The following is a 17,515-nucleotide window of genomic DNA, read 5'->3' as shown; positions in this document are numbered from 1 at the left end:
GTCCTCGGCCCCGGGCGCAGCCGTGCCGGCGGCGTCCGCGTCGAGCAGGCCGAGCGCGCGCTCCTCGCTCGGGATGCGGAAGCCCAGCAGCAGCACGGCGTTGAGCACCGTGAACACGAGTGCGGTGACCCACGCGGTGTGCACCAGCGGGAGCGCGATGCCCTCGACGGCCACGACGACGTAGTTGGGGTGTCGCAGCCACCGGTACGGACCTCCCGTGACGAGCGGCAGACCCGGCACCACGATGATCCGCGTGTTCCAGCGCGGGCCCAGGGTCGCGATGCACCACCAGCGCAGCGCCTGGCTCGCGAGCGTGAGGACGAGCGCGGTCCAGCCGAGCACCGGCACGAACGGCCGGTCCGCGACGAGGACCTCGACGGCGCACGCGACGAGCAGCCCCGCGTGCAGCGCGACCATCGGCGGGAAGTGGCCGCGCCCGTGCTCGGTGCCGCCGCGCGCGAACGACCAGCGCGCGTTGCGCGTCGAGACGACGAGCTCGGCGAGGCGCTCGAGGGCCGTCGCCCCCAGCAGGACCAGGTAGACGGTCAGCACGATCGGTTCTCCGTCCCCGCGCCGCGGAGCAGGACGAGCTCGGCGCTCACCCCGGGTCCGAACGCGAACAGCACAGCGGGTTCGCCGGGGCTCGGGGCGCCGTCGGCGAGGGTGTCGGCGAGCACGTGCAGCACCGACGCGGACGACAGGTTGCCGACGCGCGCGAGCGAGGACCAGCTGCGGTCGAGCGCGCCGTCCGGGAGCCCGAGCGCGCGCTGGGCCGCCTCGAGGATGCGCGGCCCGCCCGCGTGCCCGACCCACGACGCGACGTCGGCGTGCGTCAGCCCGTGCTCGTCGAGCAGCGCGGCGACGTCGCCGGCCAGGTGCTCCTCGACGACGTCCGCGAGCCCCGCGCCGAGCACGATGCGGAATCCGGAGCCCCCGATGTCCCACCCGAGGGTCGCGGCGCTGTTCGCGTAGACCGCGCTGCGGCTGCCGACGACGTCGACGCCGGCCGGCGTCCCTCCGGCGGCCGCGTCGGTCTCCCGGGCGCGCTCCTCGCCGACGAGGACCACCGCGGCGGCGCCGTCGCCGAACAGGCCGCTCGAGACGAGGTTCGCGGTCGAGTCGTCGCCGTGCTGGATCGTGAGCGAGCACAGCTCGACCGACAGCAGCACCGCGACGTCGTGCGGGTGGCCGACGAGGTAGTCGTGCACCCGCGCGAGCCCTGCGGCCCCCGCGACGCACCCGAGCCCGAACGACGGCAGCCGCTTGACGTCCCGGCGCAGGCCTATGCGCTCGACGAGCAGCGAGTCGATCGACGGGGCCGAGATGCCCGTCACCGAGGTGAAGAGCACGAAGTCGACGTCGGACGGCTCGAGCCCCGCGGAGTCGAGGGCCGTGCGCAGCGCCCGCTCGGCGAGCTCGGCGCCGATGCTGATGAACAGGTCGTTGCCCTGGTCGAACGAGGTCAGCGCCGCGTACTTCTCGAGCGGCAGCGCGAAGTGCCGGGTACTGACGCCGGACGCGCCGTGGAAGCGGTCGAGGAGCGCGCGCCGCGCCGGGCTCGGGGCGAGCAGCGGGCCGATCTCCGCGGTGATGTCCGCCTGCGCGTACACGTGGTCGGGCACCACGGGTGCCACTGCGACAAGTCGGGACATTGCGGCATCGTTGCACGTGGCAGGCGGATCGGCGCGTCCGGTTGCTAGCCTCGGCCGCCGGGCGGAGGGAGCGGGTGTGCAGCGAGCGGGACGGGTCGCGCGTGGCCTCGCGCTCGCCTGCCATCCGGGCCCCGCGGCGGTCGTCACGGTGCTCGCCGCGTCGCTCGCGCTCGGCCTCGGCTCGGGGGTGCGCACGACCGTGCTGGTCACGGCCGCGGTGCTCGCCGGGCAGCTCTCCGTGGGCTGGTCGAACGACTGGATCGACGCGGGGCGGGACCTGGCGGTCGCCCGGCCCGACAAGCCCGTCGTCGCGGGTCTCCTCGACGCGGGCGTGCTGCGGCGCTGGGCGTTCGGCGCGCTCGCGGCGTGCGTCCCGCTGTCGTTCGCGACCGGGCTCGTCCCCGGTGCCGTGCACGTCGTGGCGGTCGCGAGCGCCTGGTCGTACAACGCGTGGCTCAAGCGGACCGTGTGGTCGTGGGCGCCCTACGCGGTGTCGTTCGGGCTGCTGCTGATGTTCGTCGCGCTCGCCCAGCCGGGGCGCGGGCTGCCCAGCGCGTGGGGGGTGCTCGCCGCCTCGCTGCTCGGCGTCGGCGCGCACGTCGCGAACGTGCTGCCGGACCTCGAGGACGACGCCGCGACGGGCGTCCAGGGCCTGCCGCACCGGCTCGGGCGCAAACGGGCGACCGCCGTGGCGCTCGGCGCGCTGCTCGCGGCGATCGCGGTGGTCGTCCTCGCGCCGCCCGGCGGACCGGGGACGGCGGCGTGGGTCGGGGCTGCCGTGGCGCTCGGGCTCGCGGTCGTCGCCGGGGGGGTCGCGCTCGTGCGTCGCCGCAGCAGGCTGCCGTTCACGCTGAGCATGGCGGTCGCGGGCGTGTGCGTCGCCCTGCTCGTCCTGGCGGCCCCCGACCTCGTCGCCGCCGCGCCCGCGACGTGACGGGCCGACCGGCGGGTACGGGCCCGCGTGCGCGGACGAGCGCGCCGGGAGAGGGTCGGGGCGTGCCCGCGCTCACCCTGTCCGTCGTCATCCCCGTCAAGGACGACGCGGTCGCGCTGCGCGCGTGCCTCGCGCACCTCGACCGGCAGACGCGCCCCGCGTGGGAGGTCGTCGTCGTCGACAACGGCTCGACCGACGACAGCGCCGCGGTGGCCGTCGCCCACGGCGCTCGGGTGGTGCCCGAGTCGACCCCCGGGATCCCGGCGGCGGCGGCGGCCGGGTACGACGCAGCGCGCGGCGACGTCATCGTCCGGTGCGACGCCGACACGCTCGTGCCGCCCGACTGGCTCGCGGACGTGGCCCGGCACTTCGAGTCCGACGGCGCGCTCGACGCCGTGACCGGCACCGGGGTGTTCTACGACGTCCCGCGCTGGCGCGCGCTCCTCGTCGGCGGCCTCTACCTGCGCACGTACTACGCCGCGATGCACGCCGCGATGGCGCACCCGCCGCTGTGGGGCTCGAACATGGCGCTGCGGCGCACGGCGTGGCTCGCGGTGCGCGACCGGGTGAACCGGACGGACGCCGAGAGCCACGACGACGTCGACCTCTCGTTCGCGCTCGGCCCGGGGGCCCGGCTGCGGTACGACCGCGGGCTGCGGGTGCGGGTCTCGGGCCGCTCGCTGCGCGGTGCGGCGCAGGGCCGGCGGCGGTTCGACCGCGCGTGGCGCTCGCTGCGGCGCGGGTGGGACGTGCAGCCGCCGTGGGAGCGCTGGGCGCAGCGGTTGCGGGGCTCTGCCGGCGGCGGACCCGGGCGAGGCGCGGAGGGCTGACTCCGCCGGAGGAGCGCGTGCGCCTGTCGGTGCCGCGTGGTGGGGTCGGGGGCATGACCGAGCCGTACGAGCACGCGTTCGACCCCGACTTCCTGGGCGTGCGCGCCCCGCTGCCCACCGCCCCGGCGGACGCCCCGCTCCGGGAGCTGACGTACACGCACTTCACGGTGCTGCTGGACCCACGCCGCCGGCTCGCGGCAGCGACGGGCGTGAACATCGACGGCGCCGGCCTGCTCGACCTCGGGCGCGGGGACGACTGGCACCTCGACCCGCGGGTCGGTGCCGACGAGCAGGCCGGCCCCCAGCTGTACGCCCGCAACGACCTCGACCGCGGTCACCTCGTGCGGCGCCGCGACCCGGTATGGGGCCCCGCGCCCGTCGCAGGCCGGGCCAACGCCGACACCTTCGCGTACCCGAACGCAGCGCCGCAGGCCGCGCGGTTCAACCAGTCGAAAGAGCTCTGGAACGGGCTCGAGGACTACCTGCTCGAGCCCGCGCGCGCCCACCGGCTGCGGCTCACGGTCCTCACCGGGACGGTCCTGGACGCGGGCGACCCGGTGTACCGCGGCGTCGGGATCCCGCGGCTGTTCTGGAAGGTCGCGGCGTGGGCCGACGTGCCCGGGGACGCGGACCCCGGCCCCGGCGCACGGCTCGCGAGCACCGCCTACGTGCTCGACCAGACGCCGCAGCTCGACGAGATCGACCTGCGGGCCGCGACGGCGCAGGCGCTCGCCGCGGGGGACGTGCCGCCGCTCGGGCCGTTCCGGACGTTCCAGGTGCCGGTCCGCGACGTCGAGGCCCTGACCCGGCTCGATCTCGGGCCGCTCGTCGCGGCGGACCGGCTGGCGGCCGTCTCGACGCAGGACCACGGCCCGGCACTGCGGGACGGGTGGGTGTCGCTCGCGAGCGCGCAGGACATCCGGCTCTGACGGGCGTCGGCGTGCGCGAGCGGGCACTCGGCCGCAGCATGGTCGAGGGCGCGCGCGACGTGCGTCCTCGACAGTGAGGAGACCGACATGGGCATCGACGACCTGGCGGGCAAGGCGGAAGGCGCGCTGGACAGCGAGAAGGGCGAGAAGGCGAGCGACGCCGCGCTCGACAAGGGCCAGGACGCGGCCTCGAACGCGACGGGCGGCAAGCACGACGAGCAGCTCGAGAAGGCCGGCGACGCCGCCGACCAGCACCTGGGGCAGTAGCACGTCCCACCCACGACCGCAGGCAGGGCCCCGGCGCGTGCGTCGGGGCCCTGCCGCGTCCCGGTGCGCCGTGCTCGCGTCGCGGGGCGTCGCTCACTCCCCGAGGTGGTGCACCGCGAAGGCGGTGAGGAAGCCCAGCGCGGTGACGAGGCCCGTGAGCGCGTGGGTCCGCTCGAACGCCTCGGGGATCATCGTGTCCGCGACCATCGCGAGGATCGCGCCGGCGGCCACCGCGGTGATGACCGCGACGGTCGTCGGCGACGCACCGCCGAGGGCGGCGGCGCCCAGCGCGGCGGCCAGCCCGCTCACGGCGGCGATCGCACCCCACACGCCGAACACGTAGCGCGCGCCGCGGCCCGCCCGCTTCATCCCGGCCGCGCTCGACAGCCCCTCGGGCACGTTCGAGAGGAACACCGCGACGAGCACGCCGAGCCCGACGCCCTCGCCGCCGAGCAGCGACAGCCCGAGGACGACCGACTCGGGGACGCCGTCGAGCAGCGCGCCCACCGCGATCGCCGCCCCGCTGCCCGCGGCCTCCTGCTCCGAGGGCTGGTGACCGCCCGAGCGCTTGCGGTGCCGGGCCCCGCGCCGCGCGAGCCACTCGTTCGCGGCGACGTACGCGACCGCCCCGCCGAGGAACCCGGCGACGGTCGGGCCGAGACCGCCCTGCTCCTCGGCGGGCGCGACGAGCTCGAAGGCGAGCGCCGAGAGGAGGACGCCCGCACCGAACGCCATGACACCCGCCACGACGCGCTGCGGCACGCGGACCCGCCACGCGACGAGCGCGCCGAGCACGAGCGCACCGCCCGCGACGAGGCCCCACAGGCCGGCCTCGAGCCACACCGGCACGCCGCTACGCCCCGTGCGTGCGGCGGCACGTCGGTGCCGTCCCCGGGCTCACGCGTCGTTCTCCGCCGACACGCCCGCCGGGTCGTGCTCCGCCTCGTGCGCGCGCTGCCGGTCGAGGTGGTCCGTGGCGCGACCCGCGCCCGGCTCCTGTGCGAGCCCGCGGCGCATCTGCTCGACCTTCTCGGTGGGCTGGCGCGGCGCGAGCAGCGGCGTGTCCGGGTCGACGACGGCCTCGATCAGGCAGGGGCGGTCGGCGCCGAGCGCGGTGCGCCACGCGGCATGGACGTCCGCCGGGTCGTCGACGCGGATCCCGGTGAGCCCGAGCATCTCGGCGTAGGCCGCGTAGGGGAACGGCGGCACCGTCTGGGACGTCGGGAAGCGTGGGTCGCCCTCCATCTCGCGCTGCTCCCAGGACACCTCGGCGAGGTCCCCGTTGTGCAGCACGAGCACCACGAACCTCGGGTCGGCCCAGTCCCGCCAGCGCGCGGCGACCGTGATGAGCTCGGAGAGGCCGTTCATCTGCATCGCACCGTCGCCCGCGAGCGCGACGACGGGCCGGTCCGGGTGCAGCAGCTTGGCGGCGATGCCGTACGGCATCGCCGACCCCATCGACGCGAGCGTGCTCGACAGGTGCGCGGGGACGCCCCGGGGCAGCCGGAGGAACCGCGCGTACCAGTAGACGACCGAGCCGACGTCGAGGGAGACCTGCGCGTCGGCGGGCAGGTGGTCGCTCAGCGCGCGCAGGACGAGCTGCGGGTTGAGCGGGTCGGCGGGCTCGGCCGCGCGCCGTCGGGCGACCTCGTGCCACGCCGCGACGCTGCGCTCGACGTCGGCGCGCCAACCCTCGCGCGCACGCAGGCGCGGGAGCAGCAGGTCCAGGGTCTCCGCGGCGTCGCCGGCGAGCCCGACCTGCACGGGGTACTTCGCGCCGAGGTTGCGCGCGGCGACGTCGATCTGCACCGTCCGGACGGTTCCCGGCGGTGGGTAGAACTCGGTCCACGGGTCGCTGCTGCCGACGATGAGGAGCGTGTCGCAGCGCGCGAGGAGGTCCGCGGACGCGGTCGTCCCGAGGTGGCCCATGACCCCGCAGTGGTAGGGGAGCCCCTCGTCGAGGACCGGCTTGCCCAGCAGCGACGTCGTGATCCCCGCGCCGAGCCGCTCCGCGACGGCCCGGACCTGCTCCGCCGCACCGGCGGCCCCCTGCCCGACGAGGAGCGCGACCCGCTCGCCGGCGTCGAGCACCTCGACCGCCCGGTCCAGCGACGCCTCGTCGGGCAGCACGCGCGAGGGCGCCCACGTCGCGGACGACGCGACGACGCCGTGCGTGTGCTGCGCGTCCTCGGGGAGGTCCTCCTTCTGCACGTCGTGCGGCACGATCACGCACGTGGGGCTCGACGTCGCGAGCGCCGTGCGGATCGCGTTGTCGAGCACCAGCGGGAGCTGCTCGGGGCTGTGCACGGTCTGGACGTACTGGCCGCACACGTCCTTGAACAGCGTCTGCAGGTCGACCTCCTGCAGGTAGCCGCTGCCGAGCGCCGTGGAGACGACCTGCCCGACGATCGCGACGACCGGCTTGCGGTCGAGCTTGGCGTCGTAGAGCCCGGTCAGCAGGTGGATCGCCCCCGGGCCCTGCGTCGCGAGGCAGACGCCGACCCCGCCGCCGTACTTGGCGTGACCCGTCGCCATGAACGCGGCCATCTCCTCGTGGCGCGCGGTCACGAGCTCGACCGTCCCCGACGCGCGGTGCAGCGCCGCCAGCAGCGGGTCGATCCCGTCGCCCGCGAAGCCGAACACGCGCCCGACGCCCCACTCCGCGAGCCGCGCCACGATCCCGTCCGCCACCGTCGCCATCTCGACCCCTCCCGCGCGGGACCCTCGGGTCCCCGGTGCGTGCGCGACGTGTCCCGACGCACCCGGCCATCGTCGGGGGGTGCACGCCGCGGCGCATCCGGGCCGCGTGCGCACGGCTCCGGGAGGACGGCGGCCCTGCGCCGGAGGCGCCTCCCGGGCCGCGTCGGAGCGGGAGGCCCGGACCCGGCCCCGGGCGCGCCGAGGGTCGCGCCAGCGGCTCGGTCGGTGCGCCGACAGGCGGGAGAACGCCCGTTGTACCGCAGAGTAACTTACGCCCTTGACCGCAGTCATAGCCGTGTTTACCGTGAGTCGCACGTCGCCCCGAGCGGCGTCCCGGACCCTCGGGACGCGCGGCCGACGCGACGACCGCACCCCGCAGCCGAGAGGCAGATCCTTCATGCAGCACACCTTCACGCGGCGCCCCGTGGCCGCCGTCGCCGCCGGCGTCCTCCTGGCGTCGTCCTGGGCGCTGGCCCCGCACGCCGTGGCCGCGACCTCCGAGGGGACGGCACCGGACGCATCGGCACCCGCCGTGCAGGCCCCGGCGGGCAGCACCGGCACGGACCGGATCATCGTGCGCTACCGCACGCAGCCGCTCGGGGCGAGCGCCGGGAGCGACGTCCAGTCCGCCCGGCAGGACCGCATCGCGCGGGCCGCCCAGGCGCGGGGAGCTGCCGTCGAGTACGTGCGCGACACCGCTCAGGGCGCGCAGGTCTGGGCGCTGTCCGCGCCGCTCCCGCTCGCCGACGTCGAGGCGCTCGCCGCCCAGGTCGCCGCCGAGGACCCCGGGGTCGAGTACGCCGAGCCCGACCGGATCCTCACCGCGTCCGCCGCCGCCCCGAACGACCCCAGCTGGTCGAGCCTGTGGGGCCTCCAGACGAGCGACGTCGGCATCGGCGTGCTCGGCGCGTGGGACGTGACCCGAGGTGCCGGCGTCAACGTCGCGGTGATCGACACCGGCTTCCGCCCGCACGCCGACCTCGCGTCCGCAGTCGTCGGCGGGTACGACATGATCAGCGACACCCAGGTGTCCAACGACGGGAACGGCCGGGACGCCGACGCGAGGGACCCCGGCGACCACACCGCCGCCGGCGAGTGCGGCGCGGGGACGCCGGCGAGCTCCTCGAGCTGGCACGGCACGCACGTGGCGGGCACGATCGCGGCGGTCGCGGGCAACGGTGCCGGCGTCGCGGGCGGGGCGCCCGAGTCGAAGATCCTCCCGCTCCGCGTGCTGGGGACGTGCGGCGGCTACACCTCCGACATCGCCGACGCGATGGTCTGGGCGTCCGGCGGCACCGTGAGCGGCGTCGCGGCGAACCCGAACCGCGCACGCGTGCTCAACCTGTCGCTCGGCGGCAGCGGCGCCTGCGACACGACGAGCCAGCGGGCCATCACGGCCGCCCGCGCGAACGGCGCGGTCGTCGTCGTGGCGGCGGGCAACGAGCGCACGAACGTCTCGACGTCGAGCCCCGCCAACTGCTCGGGCGTCATCGCTGTCGCCGCGTACGGACCCACGGGGGCGCGCGCGTCGTACTCGAACTACGGGACGCTCGTCGACATCGCGGCCCCGGGGGGCGAGATGAGCGGGGGCCAGACGCGCGGCATCCTCTCGACGCTCAACTCGGGCGCCACCGGCCCGGGCGCCGACACCTACGCGTACTACCAGGGCACGTCGATGGCGACGCCGCACGTCGCCGCCGCCGCCGCGCTCGTGCTCGCCGCCAACCCGGCGCTGACGCCCGACCAGGTCGAGAGCACGCTGAAGTCGACCGCCCGGCCGTTCGTCGCGTCGTGCACGAGCTGCGGCGCGGGCATGGTGGACGCGAACGCCGCGGTCCGGGCCGCCACCGGCGGGACGAACCCGACGCCGACCCCGACGCCTACGCCGACCCCGACGACGACGCCGGTCGCCACGAGCGAGGTCGAGCCGAACAACACGCGCAGCGCGGCGAACGCCGTCGCGTCGGCGCGCACCCTGTCCGCCACGATCGGCTCGAGCACCGACACGGACTACTTCGCCGTCGCCGTCCCGCCCGGGGCGACGCTCACCGCGAGGCTCACGCCCAGCTCGAGCACGGCCGACTACGACCTGTACCTGTACGGCTCGTCGAGCCAGCCGCTCACGAGCAGCACGCTCGGTGCGGGCCGGATCGACACGGCGTCGGTGCGCAACACCGGCACGACGACGGCGACGTACTACGCCCGCACCACGTACTACCGCGGTGGGACCGGCGCGAGCGCCGGTGCGTACACGATCCAGCTGAGCTGGTGACCTGACCCGTGGTCCCCGGCCGCCCTGCACCAGGGCGGCCGGGGGTCACGTGCGGGGGCACACCGCGGCGCCGACCGCCCACGTCATCGAGCTCCGGCCGCGGGACCCCGGCTCGGCCCCGGATCAGCCCCTCGACACCCCGGGTGTGAGCTGCCGGTCCGCCCACGCACCGACGTCGCCCTTCGCCAGCGCGACCGCGAGCAGGTCGGGGAACGCGTCGGGCGTGCACGCGAACGCGGGCACCCCGAGCTCGACGAGCGCCGCCGCGTTCTCCCGGTCGAACGACGGCGCACCGGAGTCCGACAGCGCCAGCAGCACGACGACCTGGACGCCGGCCGCGGTGAGGTCGGCCACCCGGCGCAGCAGCTCGTCGCGCACCCCGCCCTCGTACAGGTCGCTGACCAGCACGAGCAGCGTGTCGGCCGGCCGGCGGACGAGCCCCTGGCAGTAGGCGACCGCACGATTGATGTCCGTGCCGCCGCCGAGCTGGGTCCCGAACAGCACGTCGACCGGGTCGGCGAGCAGCGGGGTGAGGTCGACGACCTCGGTGTCGAAGACCACGAGCGACGTCGACAGCGCGCGCATCGAGGCGAGCACCGCACCGAACACCGAGGCGTACACGACCGACTCCGCCATCGAGCCCGACTGGTCGATCGCGAGCACGACGTCGCGCGCGACGACCTGGCGGCGGCGGCCGTGGCCCACGAGGCGCTCGGGCACGACCGTGCGGTGCTCGGGGAGGTAGTGCCGCAGGTTGGCGCGGATGGTCGCGTCCCAGTCGACGTCCCGCAGGTGGGGGCGGTGCGTGCGGCTCGTCCGGTCCAGCGCTCCCGCGACGGCCGACCGCGTCCGGTCGGCGACCCGCCGCTCGACCTCCGCGACCACCGTCGCGACGACCTGGCGTGCCGTGGCCCGGGTCGTCTCGGGCATGACCCGGTTGAGCGAGAGCAGCGTCCCCACGAGGCTCACGTCGGGCTCGACGGCGCTGAGCAGCTCCGGCTCGAGCAGCAGCTGGCGCAGGTGGAGGCGGTCCACGGCGTCACGCTGCATGACCTGCACCACGGTGCTCGGGAAGTACGTGCGGATGTCTCCGAGCCAGCGGGCGACCCGGGGCGCCGACGCGCCGAGTCCGGCACCGCGCGGGCCGCCCGGACGCGGCCCCCCACGGTCGTCGGCGTCGTAGAGCGCCGCGAGGGCGGCGTCCATCGCGGCGTCGGGGCCCTGCAGCGGCGCCGCCCCGGGCTCGCCCGCGGCGCCGAGCACGAGGCGCCACCGTCGCAGCCGCCCCGCCTCGTCGACGGGTGTGCCCGGTGCGCTCACGGGTGCCCTCCCAGGATCGTCGTGACGGTGCGCAGCGCGGGCAGCGCCCGTTCCTCGTCGAGGCCGGTGGGTTCCGCGGGGCCGGCGGGACGCCGGGTGCCGTGCGCCGCGGCCTGCCTCACCGCGCGCCGCTCGGGCGCCGAGAGGGCACCGAACGTGCGGCGCAGCAGCGGGAGCACGTCCGTGAAGTCCCGCTCCGGCAGGCCCGCGAGCCACGTGTCGAGGACGGTGAGGAGCTCGTCGTCGCGGGCCAGCAGCAGCCCGCCGCCGTCGAGGAACCCCTCGACCCAGGCCGCCTTCGCCGGTGCGGGGGCGCCGACCGACAGGGCCCGAGCGAGGCGGACGGGCGCGTCATCGAGGCGTCCGCCGTCGCGCAGCAGCCGGGTCGCGCGCCCCGCGAGCAGCCCCGAGACGTCCCCGCGGTCGGCGAGCGACGCGAGCGCCGCCCACCAGAGGCCGGCGCCGGCGGGCTCCTCCCGCAGCAGCACCGCGTCGTGCACCGCGTCGAGCGCCGTGCGCAGCTCGCGTGCGGCCTCGTCGTCGAGCGCCGTGACCGCCGACGGCAACGCCGCGCAGACCCGCACGAGCAGCGCGTCCGCGACCCGCCCGACCTGCTCGACGTCGGTGCCGCGCACGCCGGGGTAGCGGTGCGCGCGGACCAGCGGGGGCAGCGCCGTCATGAGGTGCACCACGTCGACGTCGTGCGCGGCGCGTGCGTCCAGCGCGGCCAGGAGCGGCGTCATCGCGGCGGGCAGGTCGGCGAGCAGAGCGTCCTCGACGAGCCGGGTCAGCCCCGCGAGCGACGCCGGCCCCGCAGCGGCGCCGAGACGCGCAGCCGCGGCCGCCTCGACCGTCGTGCCCCACAGCGCCGCCTCGATGACCGCGACCGCGAGCTCGGGCCGCCACACGAGCGTCCACGGCTCGCGGAACGTCCCGGTGCTGCGGCGGGTCGCCGCGGCCGGCACGCCCCAGTCGACGTCGAGGACGCGCAGGCGGTGCAGGAGGCGCGAGCGCTCGCGGTCGGTGTCCTTCCGCACGTCGAGCTCGAGCGTGCGGGCCAGCGGCTCGACCTTGAGCCGCAGCCGCCGTGCGGTCGCGCGCAGGTCGCTCGCGAGCGGGACCGTCGGCACCGACTCGGGCACGGTGCCGAGCGACTCGCCGACGACGAGGCGGGCCGTGACCAGCGCGAGCACCGCGTCGTCGCCCTCGCACAGCACCGCGCGCGTCGCCTCGGTCACCTCGTCGAGCCCCGCGAGGGGGCGCCCGCGCAGGGTCGCGAGCGCGTCGGCGAGGCGGACCGCCTCGATGACGTGCGCCGACGAGACCGGCAGGTCCTGCGCGCGGAGCACGCCCGCGACGCGCGTGAGCCACCGCGCGACGACGTGGTCCGGGGCCGTGAACAGGTGGTGGTACCAGCCGGGAGACGTGATGCCCGCGCCGTAGCTCGACGCCGTCGCGAGCCGCGAGGACGTCCACGGCACCCACGTGACCGACGTGGCCCGCCGCGGCAGTCCGCGCAGGACGCGCACGTCGGCCGCGGCCGGGGGGAGCCTGCCGTCGAGGGCCGGCGCGTGCCACGCGCCGCAGACGACCGCGACGCGCCGCGCACCCGCACGCAGCTCGGCGCGCAGCGCCTGGCGCATGTGGGCCTCGCGGCGGTCCTCGTGCAGCTGGCGCGCGGGCGGCAGCGGCTCCGCCGACCAGCGCAGCTCGGCCATCGCCTCGGTCAGCACCGGGAACGGGGTGGGGGAGTCGAGCCGGTGCTCGACGACGTCGTCCCACCATCGCTCGGGGTCGTCGTACCCGGCAGCGGCGGCGAGCGCGGCGACGGGGTCGCGCCGCAGCGCCGCGGCGCCGTCCGCAGACGGGTCCTCCGGCTCGGTGTCGTCGTCCGCGGACGGGTCCTCGCGCTCCGCGGCGTGCGCGCCGCCCGGTGCCTCGGCGGGCCGGTGTCCTTGCGCCGGTCGCAGGCTCTCCGGCTGTCCGGGCCCGGCCGCCGGTGGGGGCGCTGCCGTCGTGGCCGGCTGCTGCCCGGCCACGCCCGCGGGCTCGAGCGTCTCCGGGCGCTGCCCGGACACCGCCTCCGCGCCGCCGCGAGCGAGCACCGCGCCCGAGGGCAGGTCGCAGAACCGGACCCGCACGCCGTGCTGGGCGGCCCAGCGCAGCGCCTGCCACTCGGGGGAGAACACGGCGTACGGCCAGAAGACGGCCGTCGCCGGGTCGTCGTTCGCGTACGCGAGCATCGCGACGGGCGGCACGAGGTCCGGGTCGCCCGCGAGCGGCGCGAGCGCGTCGGCGTCGGCGGGGCCCTCGACGAGCACGACGTCCGGTCGCAGGCGCTCGAGCGCCGCACGCACCGCGCGCGCCGAGCCCGGGCCGTGGTGCCGCACGCCCATGACCTCGACGACCGGGGCGCCCTCGTCGTTCGCGGGGTCCGACGGCGTCGCCGCCGCCTCGTGCGCCGCGGTGGCCACCATCATCCGCTGACCTCGCGGCACGCGGCGTAGAACTCGTGCCACCCCTCGCGCTCGCGGGCCACCGCCTCGAGGTACTCGAACCACACCGCCCGGTCGGCGACGGGGTCCTTGACGACCGAGCCGACGATCCCCGCGGCGATGTCCGACGGCTGGAGCGTCCCGTCGCCGAAGTGCGCCGCGAGCGCGAGCCCTTGGGTGACCACCGAGATCGCCTCGGCCGTCGAGAGCGTCCCCGACGGCTGCTTGAGCGTGGTCCGCCCGTCGAGCGTCCGGCCCGAGCGCAGCTCGCGGAACACCGTCACGACCCGGCGGATCTCCTCGGCGGCCGCCGGGACAGGCGGGAGCTCGAGCGCCGCGCCGAGCTGCGCGACGCGTCGGGTGACGATGTCGACCTCCTCCTGCTCGGTCGCGGGCAGCGGGAGGACGACGGTGTTGAAGCGCCGCCGCAGAGCCGAGGACAGCTCGTTGACGCCGCGGTCGCGGTCGTTCGCGGTCGCGATGACGTTGAACCCCTTCGCCGCCTGCACCTCGGTGCCGAGCTCGGGGACCGGCAGCGACTTCTCGGACAGCACGGTGATGAGGGCGTCCTGGACATCGGACGGGATGCGCGTGAGCTCCTCGATGCGCGCGATCTTCGCCTCGCGCATCGCCGTCATGACCGGTGAGGGGACGAGCGCCGCCGGGGTGGGGCCCTCGGCGAGCAGCCGCGCGTAGTTCCAGCCGTACCGGATGGCGTCCTCGCCCGTGCCGGACGTGCCCTGGACGAGCAGCGTCGAGCGGCCGCTGACCGCGGCCGTGAGGTGCTCGCTGACCCAGGTCTTGGCGGTTCCGGGCACGCCCAGGAGCAGCAGCGCCCGGTCCGTCGCGAGCGTCGCGACCGCGACCTCGACGAGCCGGCGCGGCCCCACGTACTTGGGGGTGATGACGGTCCCGTCCCCGAGCGTGCCGCCGAGCAGGTACGTCACCACGGCGCCCGGCGAGAGCAGCCACGCGGGCGGGCGCGGCCGGTCGTCGAGGGCCGCGAGCGCCGCGAGCTCGTGGGCGAACGCCTGCTCGGCGTGCGGGCGCAGGAGCGCGTCGGCGTTCCCGGACGCGTCGGCGAGCGGGGCCTGAGGGGTGGTGGTCAACGGAGCTCCTCGGTCATGTGGCGTCGGTCGTGCAGCGTGTCGGCGACGGTCAGCACGCGCGCCCGCCACGGGTCGTCGACGCCGCGGGCGAGCCCGGCGGTCCGCACGGCCTCCTCGGTGGCCGCGTCGGTCGGCAGCCGCATCGCGACGGTCCGCAGCGCCCAGTCCGCGTGCCAGGTGTCGGTCGAGCGCTCGCGGGCGAGCCAGCGGAGCACCGCTGCTGCCAGGACGGGCGGCCAGGGCCGGGGGCAGGTGCCGAGCAGCGCGTCGACGTGGGTGAGCGCCGCGCGTCCGCCCTGCTCCGCGAGCGCGTCGACCGCGGCGGCGACGTGCTCGGCCCGCTCCTGGACGTCGAGCACCGGGAGGAGCGCGACCCGCTCGCCCGGGTCCGCGTCACGCAGGAGCGCCCGGGCCCACGCCGCGTCGGCCTGGTCGCGGGCGGCGCCGAGCCAGCGCGCGCGCAGCCGGCCGCGCAGGTCGTCCGCGACGGGCAGCGCCACGAGCTCGTCGGGCGTCGCGGCGAGCGCCTCCTCCCACGTGCGCAGCGGTGTGGCCAGGACGAGGTGAAGGAGCAGCCACACGCGCGCGCCGGTCCCCGACGGTGCGGCCGGCAGCGCCCGGTCGTCCCGCTGGGCCGGGTCCACCTCGGGGAGGTCGACGACGAGCACGCGCCGCAGCCGGCGTCGCTCGACGCGCACGAGCGGGACGGCGCGTGCCGCAGCGCGGGACGCGAACTCGCTCCCGGGCAGCCGCCGGAGCATCGCCGCGGCGGCGGTCCGGACGTCCTGGCGGCTGTCGTCGAGCGCGCGCTCGAGCAGCTCCTCGTCGGCGGGTCCGAGGCCGTCCGCGAGCACGCCGTAGAGCTGCGCGCGCTCCTCGCCCCGCAGCGTCGACGGGTCCGCGGCGAGCAGCAGGTCGCGCGCCGCGGCAGGGTCGCGCCGACGCACCGCGAGGAGGTGGTCGCGCCGCTCGGCGGCCGTGCCGTACGTCCCGAGGTCGCCCGGCTCGGGCGCGGGTGCGACCGTCGGCGCCCAGTCGGTGCGGTGGCGCGCGAGCCAACGTCCCCGCTCCCCGAGCACGGGTGCCACGCGCTCGGCGCGGTCCCGGCGGACCTCGCCCCGCTCGCCGCGCGCGCTCGCCCAGTCGAGCAGCCGCGGTAGCTGCGCGGGCGGGACGAGGAGGCCGCGACCGGCGGCGAGAGCGAGCCACTCGTCGAGCAGGCGCTCGGCGAGCGGGTCGGTCCGCGCGAGGAGGGCGGCGAGGCGGGCGCCCCCGGCGGCGGACACCGGAGAGGCCGCCTCGGGGGGCGCGGCGGGACCGGGCGGGGGTGCGAGGAGCGGGCCGCCGCCGGCCCGGCGGAGCGTGGTGAGCAGCGCCGCCGCGTCGAGCAGCCGGCCGGGGGCGTCGGCGTCGGGGAGGGTCCCCGCGAGGCGCCCCACCTCCCCGGGGAGCGCCGCGGGGTCGACGGGTCGCCGGGCCACGCCGAGCAGCGCGGCGGTGACGAGGTCGTCCCAGCCGAGCACGCGCCGCGCTGCCGGCACACCGGTGCTCACACGACCACCAGCGCGCCGTCGGGGAGCACGGCCTCGGCCCGCACGCCGCCCGGGGTCAGCGCCCCGACGAGGGTCACGGGACGCCCGCCGGAGACGGCGAGGACCGTCCAGAGCCCGGGCGCCGCCACGAGCGGGAGCGCGTCACCGGCGGTGTCCGCGACGAGCCAGCCGGCCGGTGCGCCGTCGGGCGCCGGGAGCACGTGCACGTCCCCGAGCACCACGGGCAGGTCGCTCGTCCACGGGTCGGCCGCGAGGGCGCGCGCCCACGCCGCGAGCACGTGGCGCACGGGGACGCCCGTGACCGCGGACAGCGGGCAGGGCTCCCCGTGCCGGGCGCCGACCACCGCGCGCAGCCCGAGCGCACCGGGGTGGAAGTGCAGGTCGGCGTCGAGGGCCGTGCCGGGCACGAGCGAGACGTCGAGCACGTGGCCCGGCCCGGCGAACGACAGCACGAGCGCGTCCCGCCCGGTCGCGGCGCCGCGCACGTGCACGCGCCGGGTCGTGAGCCGCCCGTCCGAGGAGTCCCGCAGCGCGAGGACGTCCCAGCGGTCCCGCACGGGGGGACCGGCGAGCACGTCCTCGGTGCGCACGGTGGCGCCGACGCGCGTGCGGACGGTGGCCGCGAGGTCGGCGGGGAGCTCGGCGAGCCGGCGGTGCGCCGTCGTCAGCAGGTGCACCAGCGCGAGCTCCTCGAGCAGCCGCCCGGGCCACCCCTCGCCCGACGCCGCGACCGACGCGAGGCGGCGCACCGCTCCGGCCAGGCCGGGCGCCTGCGCGTCGACGAGCCGGGCGGCGACCGGGTCGGTCAGCGCGTACCCCGCGGTGTCCGCGGACGCCACACCGGTGCGGACCTGGTCCCGCAGCCAGCGGTCGAGCTCGGCGACGCCGGCCGAGACCCGCTGCTCGCGCTGCTCGGCACGCCGCTCGGCGGGACGGGGGTCCGTCGTGGTCGTGCGCTCGGCTCTGGCCTCCGCACGCTCGGCACTCCGGGCGGCACGGGCTGCCCGGGCCTCGAGCCACGCCGCCGCGGCGTCGGCCGGCTCGTCGTGCTCCGCCACCTCGCCGCCCGCCCACCGCACGAGCAGCGCGAGCGCGTGCTTGCACGGGAACTTCCGGCTCGGGCACGAGCAGCTGAACGCGGGCTCGGTGAGGTCGACGACCGTCTGGTACGGCACCTTCCCGGAGCCCGCGCACGACCCCCACACGACGCCCGGCGCCGCACCGGCCGCGGTCCACGACCCCGAGGCGGCGAGCCGGCGCCCCGCTGCGGCCGACGACGCGTCGGGGGCGAGCGCGAGCGCCTGCTCGACGGTCCAGCGCGGGGGCATGGCGTCACGGTAGCCACGTCGTCCGACACGGGTCGACGGCTCGCCCGAGCCGCGTGACGTGCAGCCGAACGCCGGCGGGCGAGCCGGCGAACCTGCGTCGACGCGCCGGCGGACCCGCGCCGTGAC

The 17,515-nt window shown here is 77.2% G+C and carries 13 protein-coding genes and 1 pseudogene; 5 read left to right on the top strand and 9 right to left on the bottom strand.

Going from position 1 to position 17,515, the window contains the following annotated elements:
* Positions 1-51: 51 nt before the first annotated feature.
* Together CCE01nite_RS14255 and CCE01nite_RS14250 are read right to left on the bottom strand one after the other, a co-directional pair.
* Positions 52-555: pseudogene (locus CCE01nite_RS14255) on the bottom strand (isoprenylcysteine carboxyl methyltransferase family protein); the annotation flags it as partial.
* Entirely contained in the window at positions 546-1,652 is a 1,107-nt protein-coding gene (locus tag CCE01nite_RS14250) for a type III polyketide synthase (RefSeq protein ID WP_034625442.1), read from the bottom strand. The gene CCE01nite_RS14250 and the pseudogene CCE01nite_RS14255, both read right to left, overlap by 10 nt.
* A 76-nt stretch (positions 1,653-1,728) precedes the next feature.
* Here CCE01nite_RS14250 and CCE01nite_RS14245 point away from each other — a divergent pair, with 76 nt between their 5' ends.
* From CCE01nite_RS14245 to CCE01nite_RS14230, 4 genes are all read left to right on the top strand, one after another.
* Positions 1,729-2,586 (top strand): UbiA family prenyltransferase, encoded by an 858-nt coding sequence (locus tag CCE01nite_RS14245; RefSeq protein WP_034625438.1) that lies wholly within the window; start codon positions 1,729-1,731, stop codon positions 2,584-2,586.
* 62 nt (positions 2,587-2,648) lie between these two features.
* Positions 2,649-3,416 (top strand): glycosyltransferase family A protein, encoded by a 768-nt coding sequence (locus tag CCE01nite_RS14240; protein ID WP_034625435.1) that lies wholly within the window; start codon positions 2,649-2,651, stop codon positions 3,414-3,416.
* A 53-nt stretch (positions 3,417-3,469) separates the two neighbouring features.
* Entirely contained in the window at positions 3,470-4,345 is an 876-nt protein-coding gene (locus tag CCE01nite_RS14235) for a DNA/RNA non-specific endonuclease (protein WP_034625555.1), read from the top strand.
* Between the two features lie 87 nt (positions 4,346-4,432).
* Positions 4,433-4,612, top strand: coding sequence for an Rv0909 family putative TA system antitoxin (locus tag CCE01nite_RS14230; RefSeq protein ID WP_034625433.1), 180 nt, complete (start codon positions 4,433-4,435; stop codon positions 4,610-4,612).
* Positions 4,613-4,705: 93 nt separating this feature from the next.
* Here the strand turns inward: CCE01nite_RS14230 and CCE01nite_RS14225 are convergent, their stop codons facing one another.
* Together CCE01nite_RS14225 and CCE01nite_RS14220 are read right to left on the bottom strand one after the other, a co-directional pair.
* Entirely contained in the window at positions 4,706-5,461 is a 756-nt protein-coding gene (locus CCE01nite_RS14225) for a ZIP family metal transporter (RefSeq protein ID WP_034625430.1), read from the bottom strand.
* A gap of 48 nt (positions 5,462-5,509) precedes the next feature.
* Positions 5,510-7,312, bottom strand: coding sequence for a thiamine pyrophosphate-requiring protein (locus CCE01nite_RS14220; RefSeq protein WP_034625426.1), 1,803 nt, complete (start codon positions 7,310-7,312; stop codon positions 5,510-5,512).
* 397 nt (positions 7,313-7,709) lie between these two features.
* Here CCE01nite_RS14220 and CCE01nite_RS14215 point away from each other — a divergent pair, with 397 nt between their 5' ends.
* Entirely contained in the window at positions 7,710-9,584 is a 1,875-nt protein-coding gene (locus CCE01nite_RS14215) for a S8 family serine peptidase (RefSeq protein ID WP_052103516.1), read from the top strand.
* Positions 9,585-9,707: 123 nt separating this feature from the next.
* Here CCE01nite_RS14215 and CCE01nite_RS14210 read toward each other — a convergent pair whose 3' ends face one another.
* The 5 genes from CCE01nite_RS14210 to CCE01nite_RS14190 are packed head-to-tail and all read right to left on the bottom strand — an operon-like array spanning position 9,708 to position 17,389.
* Positions 9,708-10,904, bottom strand: a complete 1,197-nt coding sequence (locus CCE01nite_RS14210; RefSeq protein ID WP_034625422.1) for a VWA domain-containing protein — start codon at positions 10,902-10,904, stop codon at positions 9,708-9,710.
* The gene (locus CCE01nite_RS14205) at positions 10,901-13,384 is read right to left on the bottom strand and encodes a DUF5682 family protein (protein WP_211254511.1); all 2,484 of its coding nucleotides are present in this window, start codon (positions 13,382-13,384) and stop codon (positions 10,901-10,903) included. The genes CCE01nite_RS14210 and CCE01nite_RS14205 overlap by 4 nt, the downstream gene beginning before the upstream one ends.
* Positions 13,381-14,508 carry an ATP-binding protein gene (locus CCE01nite_RS14200; protein WP_052103514.1) on the bottom strand — a complete coding sequence of 376 codons (1,128 nt, stop codon included), beginning with the start codon at positions 14,506-14,508 and terminating at the stop codon, positions 13,381-13,383. Before CCE01nite_RS14200 ends, CCE01nite_RS14205 begins: the two co-directional genes overlap by 4 nt.
* Positions 14,505-16,061, bottom strand: coding sequence for a DUF5691 domain-containing protein (locus tag CCE01nite_RS14195; RefSeq protein ID WP_141372611.1), 1,557 nt, complete (start codon positions 16,059-16,061; stop codon positions 14,505-14,507). The genes CCE01nite_RS14200 and CCE01nite_RS14195 overlap by 4 nt, the downstream gene beginning before the upstream one ends.
* Complete coding sequence (locus tag CCE01nite_RS14190; protein WP_034628373.1) at positions 16,058-17,389, bottom strand: SWIM zinc finger family protein; 1,332 nt, start codon at positions 17,387-17,389, stop codon at positions 16,058-16,060. Before CCE01nite_RS14190 ends, CCE01nite_RS14195 begins: the two co-directional genes overlap by 4 nt.
* Positions 17,390-17,515 lie beyond the last annotated feature (126 nt).

It is taken from the genome of Cellulomonas cellasea (genome assembly GCF_006538745.1).
Lineage (GTDB): Bacteria > Actinomycetota > Actinomycetes > Actinomycetales > Cellulomonadaceae > Cellulomonas_A > Cellulomonas_A cellasea.
Note: the sequence above shows the minus strand (reverse complement) of the source record. Positions and strands in the feature narration are given on the sequence as shown.

Bases quoted from the DNA above. Each gene is read 5' to 3' on its own strand.
- CCE01nite_RS14205 (WP_211254511.1), bottom strand. From the start codon at position 13,384: ATGATGGTGGCCACCGCGGCGCACGAGGCGGCGGCGACGCCGTCGGAC.
- CCE01nite_RS14250 (WP_034625442.1), bottom strand. From the start codon at position 1,652: ATGTCCCGACTTGTCGCAGTGGCACCCGTGGTGCCCGACCACGTGTAC.
- CCE01nite_RS14215 (WP_052103516.1), top strand. From the start codon at position 7,710: ATGCAGCACACCTTCACGCGGCGCCCCGTGGCCGCCGTCGCCGCCGGC.
- CCE01nite_RS14220 (WP_034625426.1), bottom strand. From the start codon at position 7,312: ATGGCGACGGTGGCGGACGGGATCGTGGCGCGGCTCGCGGAGTGGGGC.
- CCE01nite_RS14235 (WP_034625555.1), top strand. From the start codon at position 3,470: ATGACCGAGCCGTACGAGCACGCGTTCGACCCCGACTTCCTGGGCGTG.
- CCE01nite_RS14230 (WP_034625433.1), top strand. From the start codon at position 4,433: ATGGGCATCGACGACCTGGCGGGCAAGGCGGAAGGCGCGCTGGACAGC.
- CCE01nite_RS14190 (WP_034628373.1), bottom strand. From the start codon at position 17,389: ATGCCCCCGCGCTGGACCGTCGAGCAGGCGCTCGCGCTCGCCCCCGAC.